Origin of the sequence: Roseomonas sp. KE2513, assembly GCF_016107305.1 — a bacterium.
Taxonomy (GTDB): Bacteria; Pseudomonadota; Alphaproteobacteria; order Acetobacterales; family Acetobacteraceae; genus Roseomonas.
The window spans coordinates 355565-371019 of record NZ_RCVR01000001.1 but is presented as its reverse complement, the minus strand read 5'-3'; the positions used below and the strand labels follow the sequence as shown (position 1 = coordinate 371019).

Here is a 15455-nt window from a genome sequence, read left to right as displayed (position 1 = left end):
CCAGGAATGGGGAGGGATCATTCCTCCCAGGAAAGCGCCTCACCGCGCAGCCAGGCGGCGCCGGCGGCGTAGAGGGCTGCAACCTTCTCGCCCTTCAGCCCGGGCATGTCGGTCTTCACGTCGTAGCCGATGCGGGTCTGGAGATAGGCGAGGTGCCGGTAGCCCTCGGGGAAACGCGCGAGTAGGGCGCCATCGAGTTCCAGGCGCGCCGCAGGGTCCACAGGGTCCATCCGGTCCTTCTCGTAGATCGGCTGGCGAAGGACGATCTTCCAACCGTCCGCCTTCTCCTCGATGAAGTCGTAGAAGCGACCGGTGCAGACCACGTCCACCACCACGCCGTCCACCGGGGCGCGCTGGGAGATGGTCATCTTCGTCTGGGCGATCGCGCGCCGCCCCTCGATATCGACGGAGCAGCCGCCGAGGAAGTGGAGGATCGAGACCCCCTTCGCCCAGCCCTCCTGGCTCGCCTTGATGAAGCCGTTGGCCGGCGCCTGACACCAAGTGGCCATCATCCGGCCCTCGGGCGCCCAGACCGTGCGGAAGCGTTCCCAGTCCCCGGCATCGCGCCAGACGGCCCAGTTCTGCACCAGCTCCATCACCTGCATACGGCGCAGCATGGCGGCGTCCGACATCCCGTTCCCCCTCGAATCCTGGCGGCGCGGACCATAGGCCGGGCCGGCGCCCCTGGCGATACGACCGGCTTGACGCCCGATGCCGCCGCCCGGCCAGATGCCGCAAAATCCGCCAGCCCGGGCAAACCGGGGATTCGCGGACCAGGGAGGCCTTCCATGACCCATGCTCCGCGCCTGGGGCGCCGCGCCGCGCTTGGCCTGCTTGCGCTGCCGGCCATGCACCGCGCCGCGACCGCTCAGCCGGCCTGGCCGGACCGTCCCATCCGCTTCCTCCAGGGCTTCGGCGCCGGTGGCACCACGGACATCGTGGCCCGCCTGATCGCCCCCTCCCTGGCAGCCGCGCTCGGCCAACCCGTCGTGGTGGAGAACCGCCCGGGTGCCGGCGGCACCATGGCGGCCGAAAACCTCGCCCGCGCGCGGGACGGGCACACGCTCATGCTCATCAACAACGGCTACGCGGTCTCCGCCGCCCTTTACCGCCGCCTGCCCTACGATCCGTTCACGGACGTGGAGCCCGTCGCAATGGTCGCTTCGGTGGGCCTCGTCCTCCTCGCCGGCACCGGACCGGAGGCGCCCCGAGACATGGCCGAGCTCTCCCGCCGCGCGAAGGAGACACCGGACCGGCTGCATGTCGCGACCGTCGGCGTCGGCAGCACTCAGCACTTCGTGGCGGAAGCCATCCAGGCCGCCGCCGGCATCCGCCTGACCCATGTGCCGTATCGCGGCACCCCCGCTGCCCTTGTCGCGCTGCGCAACGGGGAGGTGGAACTGGTGGTGGAACCCGCCTCCTCCGTCCTCGGCCAGATCCGGGGCGGGGAGGCACGGGCGCTCGCCATCACCTCCCGCGAGCGCTCCTCCCTGCTGCCGGAGGTGCCGACGGTCGCCGAACTCCTCGGCGATCCCGGCTTCGACATCCAGACCTGGTACGCCATCGCCGTCCCCGCCGGCACGCCGCCCGCCGTCGTCGCGCGGCTGTCCGAGACCACGGCCGCCGTGCTCGCGGATCCCACCCTGCGCGCCCGCCTCGGCGAACTCGGCCTCGCCCCACGCCCGGCCACGCTGCCGGCCGCGGTGAAGGAAGCCGTCCACGCCGAGATCGCCCGCTGGTCCGGGGTGATCGAGCGGGCGGGGATCGAGCGCCAGTAGAGGGGTTCAGCCCGCCGCGATCGGCTCCAGCCCCGCCGCCTCCAGCACCGGCGCGGCCTCGGCCGAGGCAAGGAAGCGGATCAGCCGCCCCGCCGCTTCCGGTTGCGCGGAGGCGCGGGGAATGGCGGCGGAAAAGACCGCCACCGTGCCCACCTCCGCCGGCAGGCGCCCGACGAGCTCGATCCCAGGCACGGCAAGCAACTCGCTCACCTGCTGCACGGCGAGCGAGGCCTCGCCGCGCACCGCCAGCTCCGCCGTGAAGCCCGCCGGGATGACCTTCGCGCGGGCATTCACCGCTTCCGCGATGCCTAGCCGCTCGATCAATGCCGCGAAGGCGATGCCGCTGGCGCCGCTGCGCGAATAGGCGACGCAGGGCGCTTCAAGGAGTGCCGCCCGCAGCGCCTCCGCCGTGCCGATCTCCGGATGTGGCGCACCCGCCCGCACGGCTATTCCGATATGCGAGCGCACGAGATCAACCGCGCTGGCGGGATCGACCAGCCCTTCCGCCGCCAGCTCCGCGATCCCTTCGGCCGTGAGGATCACGAGATCGGCCGCCTCGCCGCCCCGAAGGCGCGGCATCAGCCCCTGGGTGGGTGCGAACTCCGCCGCCACCGGCACGCCGGCCGCCGCCTCCATCCGCGGCACCATGCCCCGCATCGCCCCCGCCACCGCGAGGGTGGAGAGAACCCGCAGCGCGCTCATCCCTCCAGCCCCGAAAGCTCCGCCACCAGCAGCCCGAGGGCCGCCGAATCCATCCCCCCGCGCCCGCTGTTCACCAGCGCCTCCATCATTTGCGCGGCGAGGGCCGTGGAGGGTGCGAAGACCCCGTGGTCGCGCATGGCCGCGAGCGAGAGCCGCGTGTCCTTCCGCATTAGCTCCGCCCGGAAGCCGGGCTGGAGCGTGCCCTCGATGATGCGCTTCGCGTGGTTCTCCATCACGAAAGACTTCGCGGAGCCGCCGAGCAGCGCCTGGCGCATCGCCATCGGGTCCAATCCAGCCTTGCGGCCTAGCGCCAGCGCTTCTGACACTGCCAGCATGGTCGCCGCCACCATGAGCTGGTTCGCGGACTTGCAGACCTGTCCGGCGCCGGGCGGGCCGAGATGGGTGAAGGTTTTGCCCACCGCCTCGAAGAAGGGCCGTGCGCGCGCAAAGGCATCCGCATCGCCACCGATCATGCAGGTCAGTGTGCCCGCCTGTGCGCCAGCCGGGCCGCCGCTCACGGGGCTGTCCAGCAGATGCGCGCCGCGCTCCTCCAGCAGCCGCTTCGCGAAAGCGGCGGCGGGAGCGGCGGCGATGGTGCTGAAGTCGATCACCACCGTGCCAGGCGCGACACCTTCCGCCACGCCGTCGGGCCCGAAAAGCACCGCCTCCACGTCCGGCGTATCGGGAAGGCAGAGGCCCACCACCGCCGCCCCGCGCGCGGCCTCGGCCGGCGTCGCGGCCCAGGTCGCGCCGGCGGCCTCCAGCGCCTCCGCCTTGCCCCGGCTTCGGTTGTGCACGACGAGGGCGAAGCCCGCCTTCGCGATGTTGGCGGCCATCGCGGCCCCCATCACGCCCAGCCCAAGAAAGGCGACGCGCGCCGGCGGCGATACGGTGTCCAAGATCGTCAGGTCCTCTTCATCGCGGCGCGGATGTTGTCGAGCAGCCGGTCCATCGCGGCCTGGAAGGTCGGCCCGTCCGCGTAGCCGTCCGCCTCGCCGACGCGCTCCATGAAGCGCGCCCAGGTCGGTGTCTGCATGCCCTGGCGGAAACGGTCGTGCAGCGACTTCACCATTTCATCGGTCAGCCCAGCGGGCCCGACCCAGCCCTTCATGTTGTCGGCCACGATGTCGTAGCCGAGCTCGCGCATCGTCGGCACGTCCTTGTAGGCCGGCGCGCGCTGTTCCGCAGCCAGCGCCAGCAGCTTGATGTCGCCCGAGGTCACGAAGCCGCCCAGCTCGTCCGAGGCGTTGATGTTCAGCGCCGTCTGCCCGGCGATCAGCGCCTGCAGCGCCGGCCCACCACCAGTATAAGGCACGTGCAGGAACTGCACCCCCGCCGCGCGTTCAAGCAGGATGAAGATCGCTTGCGAGAGCGTCCCGTTCCCCGCCGAGCCGTGTGCGATCCCGCCTGGGTCAGCCTTCGCCGCCGCAATCGCCGCCTGAAGGTCGGGGAAGCGCGGCGAAGGCCCGCCCTTGCAGACGAGGAAGTGGCCGTTCCGCGTCATGCGAATTACCGCGCGGAAGGAGTGCTTGGGGTCGTAGGGCAGGTCGCGGAAGGCGGGGAGGGAGGTGCTCTCGCTCCCGCCATGGACGATCAGCGTGTGTCCATCCGGCGCCGCGCGGGCCACCTGCTCGGCCGCCAGCGCGCCGCCCGCGCCAGGGCGGTTCACCACCACCAGCGGCACGGGGAAGAAGGGGGCCGAAGCCTCCGCGATGGTGCGCGCGATGATGTCGCTGCCGCCCCCCGGCGCGTAGCCGACGATGAGTTGCACGGGCCGCGTCGGCGCCCAGGGGCCGATCCCCTGGGCAAAGGCCGGGCAGGCCAGGGGCGTGCCTGCGGCCCCGAGGATCGTCCTGCGCTTCATCCTTGTTTCCTCCCGGTTCGTTTCAGTCGTCGCTCAATTCGTACTTTGCTCCCGAACGCCCGCAGATGGCGCGAATATGCGCCTCCAGCGCGGGTGGCACCGGAATGCCCTCCGCCAGACGCCGCTCGCGCTCCATCGCCTCGGGGTCGCCGCCTACCAGCACGGGTCGTGCGGGATCGGCCGGCGGCGTCGCGCGGAGCGTGTCGATCATCGCGTCCATCTCCGCCTCGAACCCGCCCTCTGGCCGGAAGGCACGCGGATTGATCGCGAGGAAGAAATGCCCGACATCGTCCGGGTCGCCCGGCACCCGCGTGGGATTGCGGATCGGCCCGAAGGCGGCGCCCGTCAGCGTGGCGGAGAGCACCTGCACCATCACGCCGAGCCCATAGCCCTTGTGCCCGCCCGTCACCTCCGCGCCACCCAGCGGCGTGACGCCGCCGCCCGGCTCCTTAAAGATGATCCGCATGGCCTCGGCTGAATCCGTCACCGGCCGCCCGGCCTCGTCCACCACCCATCCCTCGGGGATCGGCTTCCCGTTGAGGTCGTAGACCTTCACCTTGTTGGCCGCGACCGTCGTGGTGGAGATGTCGAGCACGAAGGGGCGGTTCCGCAACGCAGGCGCAGCGAAGGCGATGGGGTTCGCGCCCAGCAGCGGCAGCGTGCCGCGCGTCGGCACCATCAGCACCGTGCGCGCGGAGCTGGTGATCATCCCGATCATTCCCGCGGACGACGCGACGCGCGCGTAATGCCCGGCCGCACCGAAATGATGGGAGTTTCGCGCCCCCACCGCCGCGATTCCGGCCGCCTGCGCCTTCTCCACCGCGAGGCGGATGCAGAAATCCGCGACGGGGTGGCCCAGATTGGCGCCGCCATCCACCAGCGCCGTCGCCGGCATGTCCAGCACCACGCGCGGCCGCGCGGAAAGGTCGAGCTGCCCGGCTTCCCGGAAGCTCTCGTACATCATCAGCATCGAGAGCCCGTGGCTGTCGATACCCATCAGGTCGGTCTCGACCATCGCCTCGGCGGTGGTCGCCGCCAGGTCCTCGGCCATGCCCCAGGCGTGCAGCACGCCCAGGATCTGCCGCCGGACGCGCTCGGCCGGAACGTGCCTCATCGCGTAACAGCGACGCCCTTGGCCGCGAGCGTCTCCTCCACCCAGCCGCGCACCCAGCCGCCGGCCTTGATGGCGGCGGTGGTCTCCTGCTCCTTCGTCGAGTGCTTCTCGGCATCGGCGATCACCTGCGCCGCTTCGGCCAAGGGGATCACCACCACGCCGTCCTCGTCCGCCGCGATCAGGTCGCCGGGCATCACCACCTGCCCGCCGCAGGCAATGGGATAGCCGATCTCGCCGGGTCCGTCCTTGTAGGGGCCGGCCGGGGTCGCGCCGCGTGCCCAGACGCCGATATCCATCCGCTCGATGCCGTCGAGGTCGCGCACGGCGCCGTCGATCACCAGCGCACCGACGCCGCGGCTCTCGGCATGGCCGATCATCAGGTCGCCGGCGAGCGCGATCTCAAGGTCTCCGCCACCATCGCAGACGATCACCTCGCCCGGACGCGCGAGGTCGATGGCGCGGTGCAGGAAGAGGTTGTCGCCCGGCCGCGCCTTCACCGTCAGCGCGGGGCCGACAAAGGTGCGGCGCCCGCCATAGGCCATGAAGCCGCCGCGCATCGCCTGAAGGCGGCTCATCACGTCGCCGATATTGGCCACCGGCAGCTTCGCGGCACGGGCGATCAGGGCGGCGTCGGGCTCGGGGCGCCGCTCGGCAATGCGAAGGCCAACGGTCATAGGGGGAACTCTCCTGGCGATCCGCCGTCGCGGCGGAATGATCGTCGGAGAGGCGGCGGAGAGGGGCGCCCGATGGCACCCGGCATCCGGACATTCCCCTCCGCGCCGTCTTGGCGGCGTGGCCCAGGATCGGCACGATCCCTGCGATTGGCAAGCCGCCCGCCCCGAGGGGAACGGGCGGCGAGGGGAGGAAAGCATGAAGCGTCGCCACTTCGCGGCCCTTGCCGCGTCATCCGCGGCCGCCCTCGCGGCAGGCCCCGCCCGCGCCGCCTGGCCCGAGCGCCCGGTCACGATGATCGTCGCCTTCCCGCCCGGCGGCGGCACCGATGTCGCCGCCCGCACCCTCGCGCGCTTCCTGGAGCGGGAACTGGGGCAATCCGTCGTCGTGCTGAACCGCGCCGGCGCTGGCGGCGAGATCGGCTGGGCCGAGATGGCGCGCGCCCAGCCCGACGGCTACACGATCGGCTTCATCAACACGCCCAACATCGTCAGCATCCCGATCGAGCGGCAGGCGCGCTACCGGCTTGAGGACTTCGCGCCCGTCGCAAACGTGGTGGACGACCCCGGCGCGTTTCTCGTGCCGCCCGACAGCCGCTTCCGCACCCTGCCGGACCTCGTCGCCTTCGCAAAAGCCAACCCGGATACCGTCACCTACGGCACGACCGGCATCGGCTCCGACGACCACCTTGCGGCGCTCGCCTTCGAGCGGCTGGCGGGCGTTCGGATGACGCATGTGCCCTTCGCGGGCGCGGCCCCGGTCCGCAACGCCATCCTCGGCCGGCAGATCATGGTCGCGAGCATGAATGTGGGGGAGGGGATCAACGACATGCGCCAGGACCAGCTCCGTGCCCTCGGCCAGATGGCAACCGAACGCTGGGCCGAGGCGCCGGACACGCCCACCTTCCGCGAGCAGGGCTTCGACGTGGTGCAGGGCTCCATGCGCGGCCTGGCCGCCCCGGCCGGCGTGCCCGCCCCCGTGCTGGAACGCCTCGCCGCCGCCACGCGGGCGGTGATGGAAGACGCGGAGTTCCGCCGCCTCGCCTCGCAGCAGGCGCTGCCCCTGCGCTACCTCGCGCCGCCCGAGTACCGGGCCACGCTTTCAGCGCTGCGCGAGGAACTTCAATCCCTCTGGCGCGCCCATCCTTGGAAGGAATAGGCGCGTCTCGCCCTGCACTCAGTGCGTGTGCTGGGCGGCCGGCGCGCTGGCGCCCGCCCCCTGCACCGCCACCTGCACCTGGACCGCGCCCGCGCGCTCGAAGTTCAGCGTCAGCGGCACGGTCGAGCCCGCGCGCAGCGCCTGGCTCAGCCCGGTCATCATGACATGCGACCCGCCCGGCCGCAGCGTCACGCTGCCGCCCGCGGGAATCTCGATGCCGGTGACGGGGCGCATCCGCATCACGTCGCCCTCCCGCACCGTCTCGTGGATCTCCGTCGTGCGGGCGAGGGGAGAGGAGGCGGAGACGAGCCGGTCCGCTGCCGTGCCGGTGTTGCGCAGCGTGAGGAAGGCCCCGCCATTGCCACCCAGCAAGGCAGCGCGTGCCCAGGGCTGCTCCACGGCAATGCCGGGCGCCTGCGCGGCGAGCGGCGCGGCGACGGAGAGCGCGGCCAGCATGGAAAGGCTCGAAAGGGCGCGGCGGCGAGAGGTCATGAACAGTTCATCCCAGATCCTGAAAGGCGCGGCGCTCAGTCCACCCACTCGCCGCCACGCATCACCGGCGTGGCGTGGCCAGCCTCGTCCAGCCCGTCCACCTCGACTTCCGGCGAGCCGATCATCCAGTCCACATGGATGAGGCTGCGGTTAGCCCCGCGCCGCACCAGCTCCTCCTCGGAGAACTCGGCCACGAAGCACTTGCTGTAGGCCTGGCCGAGCGCGATGTGGCTCGCCGCGTTCTCGTCGAACAGCGTGTTCAGGAACAGGATGCCGCTGCGCGCGATGGGGTTGGAGCTGGGCACCAGCGCCACCTCACCGAGCTGGCGCGCGCCGGCGTCGGTCGAGATCATCTGCTCCAGCACCGCCTGCCCGCGCGTCGCGTGGGCCTCGACGATGGCGCCCTCCTCGAAGCGGACGCGGATGCCGTCGATCAGCGTGCCCTGGTGCGAGAGCGGCTTGGTGGCGGAGACCACGCCCTGGGTGCGCGCCCGGTGCGGGGTGGTGAAGACCTCCTCCGTCGGGATGTTCGGGTTGCCGTAGACGCCGTTCTTCGCGCGGCTCGCCCCGCCCATCCAGGCATGTCCCTCGGCCAGCCCCACGATGAGGTCCGTGCCCGGCCCGCGGAAGCGGAGGGAGTGGAAGCGCTGCTCGTTCAGCCGGTCCTGCCGCGCCTTGAGGTTCGCGTTATGCGCCGCCCAGGCAGCGATGGGGTCGGGCGTGTCCACGCGCGTGATCGAGTAGATGGCGTCCCAGAGCCGACGGACCGCCTCCTCCGGCGCCGCCTCGGGGAACACGGCCCGCGCCCAGGCCGGATGGGCGAAGGGCACGAGGGTCCAGTTGATGTAGCTGTCCGCGATCAGGTCCAGCGCCGGGCGATAGGCCTTCGACTGCGCCCGGTTCGCCCGCGCCACCTTGCCCGGGTCCTGCTCCGACAGCAGCGAGGGGTCGGAGCCCACGATCGCCAGCCGCGCCGCACCGCTCCGGAAGGCCGCCGCCATTCCCTCGAAGAGCCAGGCGGAGGAGGTGTCGAAGCCCTCGTCCGGGCCGAAGCGGTAGCGCAGCAGCGTGGACTGCTCGTCCGAGAAGAGCGTGGTCACGAGGCTCGCCCCTGCCTTGTAGGCGTGCTCCGTGATCAGCCGGGCCAGCGGCAGCGCCTCCACCGGGGAGGTCATCACCAGCTCCTGCCCAGGCACCAGCCCCAGCCCGACCTTCACGGCCAGCTCCGCCAGCCGGTTCAGCCGCGCAGCGTCGTCCAGCGAGGGGAGGAGGTTCGAGGGGTTCGTGTCCATGCGTGCAGTCCCTTGGGCTGGCCGGAAGATCGGGCCGGGCGGGCGCCGGGGCAAGGGCGCGGGTGACCGCTCAGGCCTCCCGCCGCACGTTCAGCGGCAGCGTCATCCCGCGCCGCTCCACCTTCAGCCCCCGGCGATAGGCGCTGTCGAGGAAGTACTGGCCGAGGGCGTAGAAGGGCACCTCCTCGAAGAAGCGGGCCTGCACGGCGCGGCCGATCCGCCGCTGCGCCTCCATGTCCGGCGCCTCCAGCCACTCGTCGCGCAGCGCCTCCAGCGCGGGGCTGGTCGGCCAGCCGAACCAGGCATCGGCGCCGTTGCCGCGCAACAGGGGATGGCCGCCGGGATTGACCAGGTCCTCGCCCCCGAAGGCGACGTAGACGGCGTTCCAGCCGCCCCGTTCGGGACGGTCCCGCCGGGCGCGACGGGCCAGCATCGTGCCCCAGTCGGAGGTCGCGACCTCCACCTCAAAGCCGACGCGCTTCATCACGTCCGCGCAGACGAGGGTGGCGTTGCTGTTGTTGACCTGGTCCGCGGGGTTCAGCACCACGACCCGCGCGCCGGCCTTGCGGGTGGCCGCCAGCGCCGCCCGCGCGGCGGCCATGTCCCGCGGCCCCGCGACGGCCGCGAGCCCCTCGTCGGAGGCGAGCGGCGAGCCCGGCGGGAAGCAGCCCATCCCGTCCCGGAAGCGGCTGCGGTCGTCGCCCATGATCGCCGCCATGATGTCGGCCTGACTCAGCGCCGGCAGCAGGGCGCGGCGCACGACGGGGTCATCGAAGGGCGGGTGGAGGTGGTTGGGGCGCAGCATCGCGACGGTGCCCTGGGTCTCCACCCGGTCCACCACCACGTCCCGCCGGCGGGCGAGGAGCGGGCGAAGGTCCGGCGCCGCCCGCTCCCACCAGTCGATCTCGCCGGCCTGGAGCGCGGCGCCGATGGTCGAGGGGTCGGGCAGGATATGCCACTCCAGCCGCTCGAAATGGGCGAGCTTCGGGCCCGCCGTCACCGCCACCGACCCGCCCGGTGTGGGGACGTAGCCCTCGAAGCGCCGATAGACCGCGAGCGACCCGGAGCGCCGCTCCTCCGCCGCGAAGCGGTAGGGGCCGGAACCCACCACCTCCGTTAGCGGCGTCGCGGCGGGGAGGTTCGCGAAGCGCTCCGGCATGATGAAGCAGGGGTAGGAGGAGGACTTGCCCAGCGCCTCCAGCATCACGCCGAAGGGGCGCCGCAGGCGGATGACGAAGCGCCGGTCGTCGATCACCTCGATCGCGTCCAGCCGCGCGGCCAGGGTTTGCCCGTGTGTGTCGCGCGCCATCCACCGGCGGATCGAGGCGACGGCATCGGCCGCGCGCACCTTCTCCCCGTCGTGGAAAGTCGGTCCATCGCGCAGCGTGATCACCCAGCGCCGCCCGTCATCCTCCACCACGTAGCCCTCAGCGAGCTGAGGTTGCGGGCGGAAATCGGCGTCCAGGCCCCAGAGCGTGTCCCAGAGGAGATGCCCGTGGTTCCGCACCGCGTAGGAGGTGGTGGCGAGCGGATCGAGCGTTGTCACGTCCGCCTGCGGCACGAAGCGCAGCACCCGCGCGGCCTCCCCCTGCGCGAGAGCCGGGGCGGCGAGAAGGGCGGTGGCGCCGCCCAGCAGGGCGCGGCGGGTGGTCATCGGCACTCTCCGCAAAGGGGCGGCGCCGGACGTGCCGGCGCCGCAGGTCTCAGGCCTCGAGGGCCGCGTCGAGCGTGATCTCGGCCTTGAACAGCTTGGAGACCGGGCAGCCCGCCTTCGCCTTGCCCGCCAGGTCCTGGAAGGTAGCGTCGTCGGTGCCGGGGATCTTCGCCCGCAGCGTGAGGTGGATCTTGGTGATCTCGAAGCCGTCCCCCACCTTGTCGAGCGTGACGTCGGCCTTCGTGTCCATCTGGTCCGCCTTCAACCCGGCATTCCCGAGGATGAGGGAGAGCGCCATGGTGAAGCAGCCCGCGTGGGCGGCGCCGATCAGCTCCTCGGGGTTGGTGCCCTTCACGCCCTCGAAGCGCGTGGCGAAGCCGTAGGGCTGCGCGTTCAGCGCGCCGCTCTCGGTCGAGATCGTGCCGCGGCCATCCTTCAGGCCGCCGGTCCAGCTGGCGGAAGCGTGTTTCTGCATCAATCTCTCCTCGTGGCGGGCTTCGGGCCCGCGATCCATGCCGGGCAGGAGGCCCGCGTCACGTAACGGGCGCGGCGGCCCGCGTTTCATGCCGGGCGGAAGCGCCCGGGCGGCCTAGAGCTTGGGGCCCGTCGCGGAAACACCAAGGGCCGGGGAGAAGGGGCGGGATGGCTGCCGGAACACGTTATGGCGTCGATCTTCGATCCGCGCTGCCCGCCGATGCCCCGGATCTCGCCGCCCTGCTCGGCGGCCAGGCGCGCACCGTGGTCTCCCGGCTGGAGGCGATGGCGCGCGACCCGGCCTCCGCCGTGCTCGTCGCAACCGGCTGGAATGGGGCGGTGATCGGCGTCATTGCCCTCTCCTGGCACCCGAGCCTCACGGCCGACCGCCCGCTGGCCCGCATCACCTCCCTGGTGGTCGCGGAGGAGGAGCGGCGGAACGGCATCGGCCGGCTGCTGATCAAGGCCGGTGCCCAGGCCGCCCGCTCCGCTGGCTGCGACCTCCTCGAGGCGGCGCCGGACGGGGAGGGGGCTGCCTTCCTCGCCGCCCTCGGCTTCACCTCCGCCGGATCCAACCTGGCCAGGCCGCTCCGCAAGCGGGCGGAGGCGCCTTAATCCCGCCGCGCAACAGGCCGATTACCCCGGCGTTCCCCTCGGGACACCAGTGGGAGACCACGCCGATGCGCTCCGCCCTTCTTCCCGCCGCGGCCCTCCTCCTGGGCCTGCACGGCGCTGCCAACGCTGCCCCGGGGTTCGCCGCCGCCCCCGTGGAGTTGCGTGCCGGGCCGGGCATGGAATACCCGCCCGTAACCTTCCTGCCCGGGAACGCCCCGGTGGAGATCTTCGGCTGCCTTCAGGGCTATGTCTGGTGCGACGTCGCCTATGGCCCGGCGCGCGGCTGGCTGCCCGCGGGCTATCTTGGTTACCTCTACGAGAACCGCCCCTTGCCACTGCCGGAGTACGGCCCGCGCTTCGGCGTGCCGATCGTCGGCTTCCGCTTCGGCGACTATTGGGACCGCAACTACCGTGGCCAGCCCTGGTACGCCGAGCGCGACCGCTGGCGCGGCCCGCCGCCAGGGGAATTTCATGGCCCGCCGCCACCGCGCGCCGATTTCCGTGGCCCGCCCCCGCCCGATTGGCGGCGGGACGGCCCGCCTGGCCGTGGGCCGGAATGGCGCCACGAGGGACCGCCCGGCCGCGGCCCCGAGTGGCGGCACGACGGCCGTGCCGACTTCCGCGTCCCACCCGGCCCGCCGCTGGGGGAGATGCATCGCGGCCCCGAAGGCGGGCGGGGCGAGGGACGTGGGCGCGGCCCGGATCGCGGCCCCAGTCATGGCCCCGAACGCGGCCACGACGAGCGCGGCCCGCGCTAACCCCTCAGCGAAGCAGAGACCCCACCACCAGGACGAGCGCGAAGGCCCCTACCGCCGCAGCGCCCAGCTTCGGCACCAACCCTGCGCGCCCCGCCGCCCCAGCGGCGCGCCCGAGCAGGCTGCCGAGGCCAATCCAGCAGAGCGCCACGCCCGAGAGCAGCCCCAGGAAGCCGAGCATCCAGGGCCACCAGGGCGTTGCCCCGAAGGGAATGACGCCGAGGGCAAAAACGATCGCCTTCGGGTTCAGCAGCGTCGTCACGAAAACTTGGCGTGGGGTCACCGGCATGACGGATAGGTCCACCGGCCCCTGTCGCCAGAGCTTGACCGCAAGCAGGGCGAGATAGGTCCCGACCGCGAGGCGCAGCCCCATCGCCACTGCCGGCACCCCCGCGACAAAGGGCCCAAGCGCCAGCCCGATAGCGAGGATCGCAATGAGATAGCCCGCCGCCTCGGCCGGGAGCAGCGGCAGGGCCCGGCGGAAGCCGACCGTCGCCCCGGCCGTCGCCAGCAGCGTGTTGGTCGGCCCGGGCGTGCCAAGAATGAGGAGGACGGTAAGGGAGAAGAGAACCGGGTCCTGCATGCCTGCTCCGGAAAGGGCGGGCCTGCGGCATGGCAGGCCGGAAGGATGGCGCGTTCTATCCCGCTGCGGGCCGCCGTGCCAGATCGGCAGGGCTTTCGGAGCGGCGGCCCGCTCCCCATCTTCCCGATGTGTCCCGCCGCCACGAGAAGCGCGCCGCGCGAGGCGAGCGCCAGGTCCAGGCACCACAGGCCGAGGCGACCTGTCCGCTCTGCCTCCGCCCCATCCCGCCCGGTGCCCGCGCCAGCCGCCATCACCTCACGCCCCGGCTGAAGGGGGGTACCCATCGCGGAACGGTGCTGCTGCACCATATCTGCCACCAGGCGATCCACGCCCGCTTCACCGAGGCGGAACTGGCCCGCCGCTTCACCGAGCCTGAAACCCTCCGCGCCGAGCCGCGCCTGGCCGATTTCCTCGGCTGGGTGGCGACCAAGCCGCCGGAGTTCCACGCGCCCACCCGCACCGCGCGGGACCGCACGCCGAAATGGCGCTGAAAGGCGCCTGACCCCGAGCGGCGCCAGCCCCGCCCCCCCAGCCTTGGCGCTCAGGGGGTTACGCGGGTAGAAGGCGCCGCAGCACGCACGCCGCCCGGAGCCCCGACCATGGCCGCTTACCAGTACGTCTATGTGATGAAGGATCTCACCAAGTCCTACCCGGGCGGGCGCGAGGTCTTCAAGGGCATCACCCTTTCCTTCCTGCCCACCGCCAAGATCGGCGTGCTCGGCCCCAACGGTGCCGGCAAGTCCACGCTGATGCGGATCATGGCCGGGCAGGACAAGGAGTTCGGCGGCGAGGCCTGGGCGGCCGAGGGGGTAAAGGTCGGCTACCTCTCCCAGGAGCCCTGGCTCGATCCGAACAAGACGGTGGGCGAGAACGTGCGCGATGCCTTCGGCAGCCTCACCGCCGACCTCGAGCGCTTCAACGAGATCAGCATGAAGTTCGGCGAGGAGATGAGCGAGGACGAGATGAACACGCTCCTCGCCGAGCAGGCCGAGCTGCAGGAGCGGATCGACGCTGCGAATGGCTGGGACCTCGACCGCACCGTGGACATCGCGCTCGACGCGCTGCGCTGCCCGCCGGCCGAGAGCGCCGTGACCCACCTCTCGGGCGGCGAGCGCCGGCGCGTGGCGCTCTGCAAGCTGCTGCTCGAGAAGCCGGACATGCTGCTGCTCGACGAGCCGACAAACCACCTCGATGCCGAGAGCGTGTCCTGGCTCGAGAAGACGCTGCGCGAGTACGAGGGCGCGGTGCTGATCGTCACCCACGACCGCTACTTCCTCGACAACGTGACCAACTGGATCCTCGAGGTCGATCGCGGCCGCGGCATCCCCTACGAGGGCAATTACTCCTCCTACCTCGCGGCCAAGCGCAAGCGCCTGCAGCAGGAGGAGAAGGAGGAGAGCACGCGCCAGCGCCAGCTGGCCGAGGAGCAGGAGTGGATCGGCCGCAGCCCGGCTGCCCGCCAGTCCAAGAGCAAGGCGCGCATCCAGGCCTATGAGGAGCTGCTGCAGAAGAGCCTCGAGAAGGCGCCCGACCCGACCGAGATCCAGATCCCGCCCGCGCCGCGCCTCGGCAACACGGTCATCGTGGCCGATGCCATCCGCAAGGGCTTCGGCAACCGCCTGCTGATCGACGACCTCTCCTTCAAGCTGCCGCCCGGCGGCATCGTGGGCGTGATCGGCCCGAACGGTGCCGGCAAGACGACGCTGTTCAAGATGATCACCGGCCGCGACAAGCCCGATGCCGGCACCATGACCGTCGGTGACAGCGTGGAACTCGGCTATGTCGACCAGAGCCGCGACACGCTGAACGACAAGAACACGGTCTGGCAGGAGATCTCGGAGGGCCAGGACCTCATCACCATGGGTAAGCGCGCGGTGCCGAGCCGCGCCTACTGCGCTGCCTTCAACTTCAAGGGCGGCGACCAGCAGAAGCCCGTGGGCGTTCTCTCGGGCGGCGAGCGCAACCGCGTGCACCTCGCGAAGATGCTCAAGAACCCGCATAACGTTCTCCTGCTGGACGAGCCCACGAACGACCTCGACGTGGACACGCTCCGCGCGCTGGAGGAGGCGCTGACGGATTTCGCGGGCTGCGCCGTCATCATCTCGCACGACCGCTGGTTCCTCGACCGGCTGGCGACCCACATCCTCGCCTTCGAGGGCGACAGCCATGTCGAGTGGTTCGAGGGCAACTACCAGGCTTACGAGGCCGACAAGCGACGCCGCATGGGCGCCGCGGCAGACCAGCCGCACCGGATCAAGTACCGGCCGCTGACCCGGTGAGGGTCACGATGATCGCTTTGAGG

At 71.7% G+C, this 15455-nt stretch carries 17 protein-coding genes; 6 read left to right on the top strand and 11 right to left on the bottom strand.

What is annotated here, in order from left to right; all coding sequences use genetic code 11:
* Positions 1-17 precede the first annotated feature (17 nt).
* Positions 18-632, bottom strand: coding sequence for a nuclear transport factor 2 family protein (locus tag D9599_RS01790; protein ID WP_232480017.1), 615 nt, complete (start codon positions 630-632; stop codon positions 18-20).
* Positions 633-788: 156 nt separating this feature from the next.
* Here D9599_RS01790 and D9599_RS01785 point away from each other — a divergent pair, with 156 nt between their 5' ends.
* Positions 789-1778, top strand: coding sequence for a tripartite tricarboxylate transporter substrate binding protein (locus tag D9599_RS01785; RefSeq protein ID WP_198379469.1), 990 nt, complete (start codon positions 789-791; stop codon positions 1776-1778).
* A 6-nt stretch (positions 1779-1784) separates the two neighbouring features.
* Here the strand turns inward: D9599_RS01785 and D9599_RS01780 are convergent, their stop codons facing one another.
* Genes D9599_RS01780 through D9599_RS01760 form a run of 5 tightly spaced genes read right to left on the bottom strand, consistent with a single transcriptional unit; the run spans position 1785 to position 6132 of the window.
* Positions 1785-2480, bottom strand: coding sequence for a substrate-binding domain-containing protein (locus D9599_RS01780; protein ID WP_198379468.1), 696 nt, complete (start codon positions 2478-2480; stop codon positions 1785-1787).
* Complete coding sequence (locus tag D9599_RS01775) at positions 2477-3379, bottom strand: NAD(P)-dependent oxidoreductase (protein WP_198379467.1); 903 nt, start codon at positions 3377-3379, stop codon at positions 2477-2479. The genes D9599_RS01780 and D9599_RS01775 overlap by 4 nt, the downstream gene beginning before the upstream one ends.
* Before the next feature lie 5 nt (positions 3380-3384).
* The gene (locus tag D9599_RS01770) at positions 3385-4344 is read right to left on the bottom strand and encodes a tripartite tricarboxylate transporter substrate binding protein (protein ID WP_198379466.1); all 960 of its coding nucleotides are present in this window, start codon (positions 4342-4344) and stop codon (positions 3385-3387) included.
* 22 nt (positions 4345-4366) lie between these two features.
* The gene (locus tag D9599_RS01765; RefSeq protein ID WP_198379465.1) at positions 4367-5458 is read right to left on the bottom strand and encodes an Ldh family oxidoreductase; all 1092 of its coding nucleotides are present in this window, start codon (positions 5456-5458) and stop codon (positions 4367-4369) included.
* Positions 5455-6132 carry an RraA family protein gene (locus tag D9599_RS01760; RefSeq protein WP_198379464.1) on the bottom strand — a complete coding sequence of 226 codons (678 nt, stop codon included), beginning with the start codon at positions 6130-6132 and terminating at the stop codon, positions 5455-5457. The genes D9599_RS01765 and D9599_RS01760 overlap by 4 nt, the downstream gene beginning before the upstream one ends.
* 196 nt (positions 6133-6328) lie before the next feature.
* On the opposite strand from D9599_RS01760, the gene D9599_RS01755 reads away from it, so the two are divergent.
* Positions 6329-7288 (top strand): tripartite tricarboxylate transporter substrate binding protein, encoded by a 960-nt coding sequence (locus D9599_RS01755; protein WP_198379463.1) that lies wholly within the window; start codon positions 6329-6331, stop codon positions 7286-7288.
* Between the two features lie 18 nt (positions 7289-7306).
* Here the strand turns inward: D9599_RS01755 and D9599_RS01750 are convergent, their stop codons facing one another.
* The 4 genes from D9599_RS01750 to D9599_RS01735 form a co-directional block, all read right to left on the bottom strand.
* Positions 7307-7780, bottom strand: a complete 474-nt coding sequence (locus tag D9599_RS01750; RefSeq protein WP_198379462.1) for a copper chaperone PCu(A)C — start codon at positions 7778-7780, stop codon at positions 7307-7309.
* A gap of 35 nt (positions 7781-7815) precedes the next feature.
* The gene (locus D9599_RS01745; protein ID WP_198379461.1) at positions 7816-9072 is read right to left on the bottom strand and encodes an aminopeptidase; all 1257 of its coding nucleotides are present in this window, start codon (positions 9070-9072) and stop codon (positions 7816-7818) included.
* A 70-nt stretch (positions 9073-9142) separates the two neighbouring features.
* Positions 9143-10726: an ABC transporter substrate-binding protein gene (locus D9599_RS01740; protein ID WP_198379460.1), complete on the bottom strand. Its 1584-nt coding sequence runs from the start codon at positions 10724-10726 to the stop codon at positions 9143-9145.
* 49 nt (positions 10727-10775) lie between these two features.
* Positions 10776-11201, bottom strand: coding sequence for an OsmC family protein (locus D9599_RS01735; protein ID WP_043828890.1), 426 nt, complete (start codon positions 11199-11201; stop codon positions 10776-10778).
* A gap of 167 nt (positions 11202-11368) precedes the next feature.
* Between D9599_RS01735 and D9599_RS01730 the strand changes: the two genes are divergently transcribed.
* Positions 11369-11815, top strand: coding sequence for a GNAT family N-acetyltransferase (locus D9599_RS01730; RefSeq protein ID WP_198379459.1), 447 nt, complete (start codon positions 11369-11371; stop codon positions 11813-11815).
* A 65-nt stretch (positions 11816-11880) separates the two neighbouring features.
* Positions 11881-12573 (top strand): SH3 domain-containing protein, encoded by a 693-nt coding sequence (locus D9599_RS01725; protein ID WP_198379458.1) that lies wholly within the window; start codon positions 11881-11883, stop codon positions 12571-12573.
* A 4-nt stretch (positions 12574-12577) separates the two neighbouring features.
* Here the strand turns inward: D9599_RS01725 and D9599_RS01720 are convergent, their stop codons facing one another.
* Positions 12578-13153: a LysE family translocator gene (locus D9599_RS01720; protein ID WP_198379457.1), complete on the bottom strand. Its 576-nt coding sequence runs from the start codon at positions 13151-13153 to the stop codon at positions 12578-12580.
* A gap of 128 nt (positions 13154-13281) precedes the next feature.
* On the opposite strand from D9599_RS01720, the gene D9599_RS01715 reads away from it, so the two are divergent.
* Together D9599_RS01715 and ettA are read left to right on the top strand one after the other, a co-directional pair.
* A complete protein-coding gene (locus D9599_RS01715) occupies positions 13282-13644 on the top strand; it encodes an HNH endonuclease (protein WP_232480016.1) in 363 nt (120 codons plus the stop codon).
* 108 nt (positions 13645-13752) lie between these two features.
* Positions 13753-15432 carry an energy-dependent translational throttle protein EttA gene (ettA, locus tag D9599_RS01710; protein ID WP_198379456.1) on the top strand — a complete coding sequence of 560 codons (1680 nt, stop codon included), beginning with the start codon at positions 13753-13755 and terminating at the stop codon, positions 15430-15432.
* Positions 15433-15455: the final 23 nt, after the last annotated feature.

What these genes read in the sequence shown, in the direction of transcription:
- D9599_RS01760 (WP_198379464.1), bottom strand. Translation starts at nt 6,132, where the DNA reads ATGACCGTTGGCCTTCGCATTGCCGAGCGGCGCCCCGAGCCCGACGCC.
- D9599_RS01730 (WP_198379459.1), top strand. Translation starts at nt 11,369, where the DNA reads ATGGCTGCCGGAACACGTTATGGCGTCGATCTTCGATCCGCGCTGCCC.
- D9599_RS01755 (WP_198379463.1), top strand. Translation starts at nt 6,329, where the DNA reads ATGAAGCGTCGCCACTTCGCGGCCCTTGCCGCGTCATCCGCGGCCGCC.
- D9599_RS01780 (WP_198379468.1), bottom strand. Translation starts at nt 2,480, where the DNA reads ATGAGCGCGCTGCGGGTTCTCTCCACCCTCGCGGTGGCGGGGGCGATG.
- D9599_RS01750 (WP_198379462.1), bottom strand. Translation starts at nt 7,780, where the DNA reads ATGACCTCTCGCCGCCGCGCCCTTTCGAGCCTTTCCATGCTGGCCGCG.
- D9599_RS01735 (WP_043828890.1), bottom strand. Translation starts at nt 11,201, where the DNA reads ATGCAGAAACACGCTTCCGCCAGCTGGACCGGCGGCCTGAAGGATGGC.
- D9599_RS01745 (WP_198379461.1), bottom strand. Translation starts at nt 9,072, where the DNA reads ATGGACACGAACCCCTCGAACCTCCTCCCCTCGCTGGACGACGCTGCG.
- D9599_RS01725 (WP_198379458.1), top strand. Translation starts at nt 11,881, where the DNA reads ATGCGCTCCGCCCTTCTTCCCGCCGCGGCCCTCCTCCTGGGCCTGCAC.
- D9599_RS01790 (WP_232480017.1), bottom strand. Translation starts at nt 632, where the DNA reads ATGTCGGACGCCGCCATGCTGCGCCGTATGCAGGTGATGGAGCTGGTG.
- D9599_RS01785 (WP_198379469.1), top strand. Translation starts at nt 789, where the DNA reads ATGACCCATGCTCCGCGCCTGGGGCGCCGCGCCGCGCTTGGCCTGCTT.
- D9599_RS01770 (WP_198379466.1), bottom strand. Translation starts at nt 4,344, where the DNA reads ATGAAGCGCAGGACGATCCTCGGGGCCGCAGGCACGCCCCTGGCCTGC.
- D9599_RS01720 (WP_198379457.1), bottom strand. Translation starts at nt 13,153, where the DNA reads ATGCAGGACCCGGTTCTCTTCTCCCTTACCGTCCTCCTCATTCTTGGC.
- D9599_RS01740 (WP_198379460.1), bottom strand. Translation starts at nt 10,726, where the DNA reads ATGACCACCCGCCGCGCCCTGCTGGGCGGCGCCACCGCCCTTCTCGCC.
- D9599_RS01765 (WP_198379465.1), bottom strand. Translation starts at nt 5,458, where the DNA reads ATGAGGCACGTTCCGGCCGAGCGCGTCCGGCGGCAGATCCTGGGCGTG.
- ettA (WP_198379456.1), top strand. Translation starts at nt 13,753, where the DNA reads ATGGCCGCTTACCAGTACGTCTATGTGATGAAGGATCTCACCAAGTCC.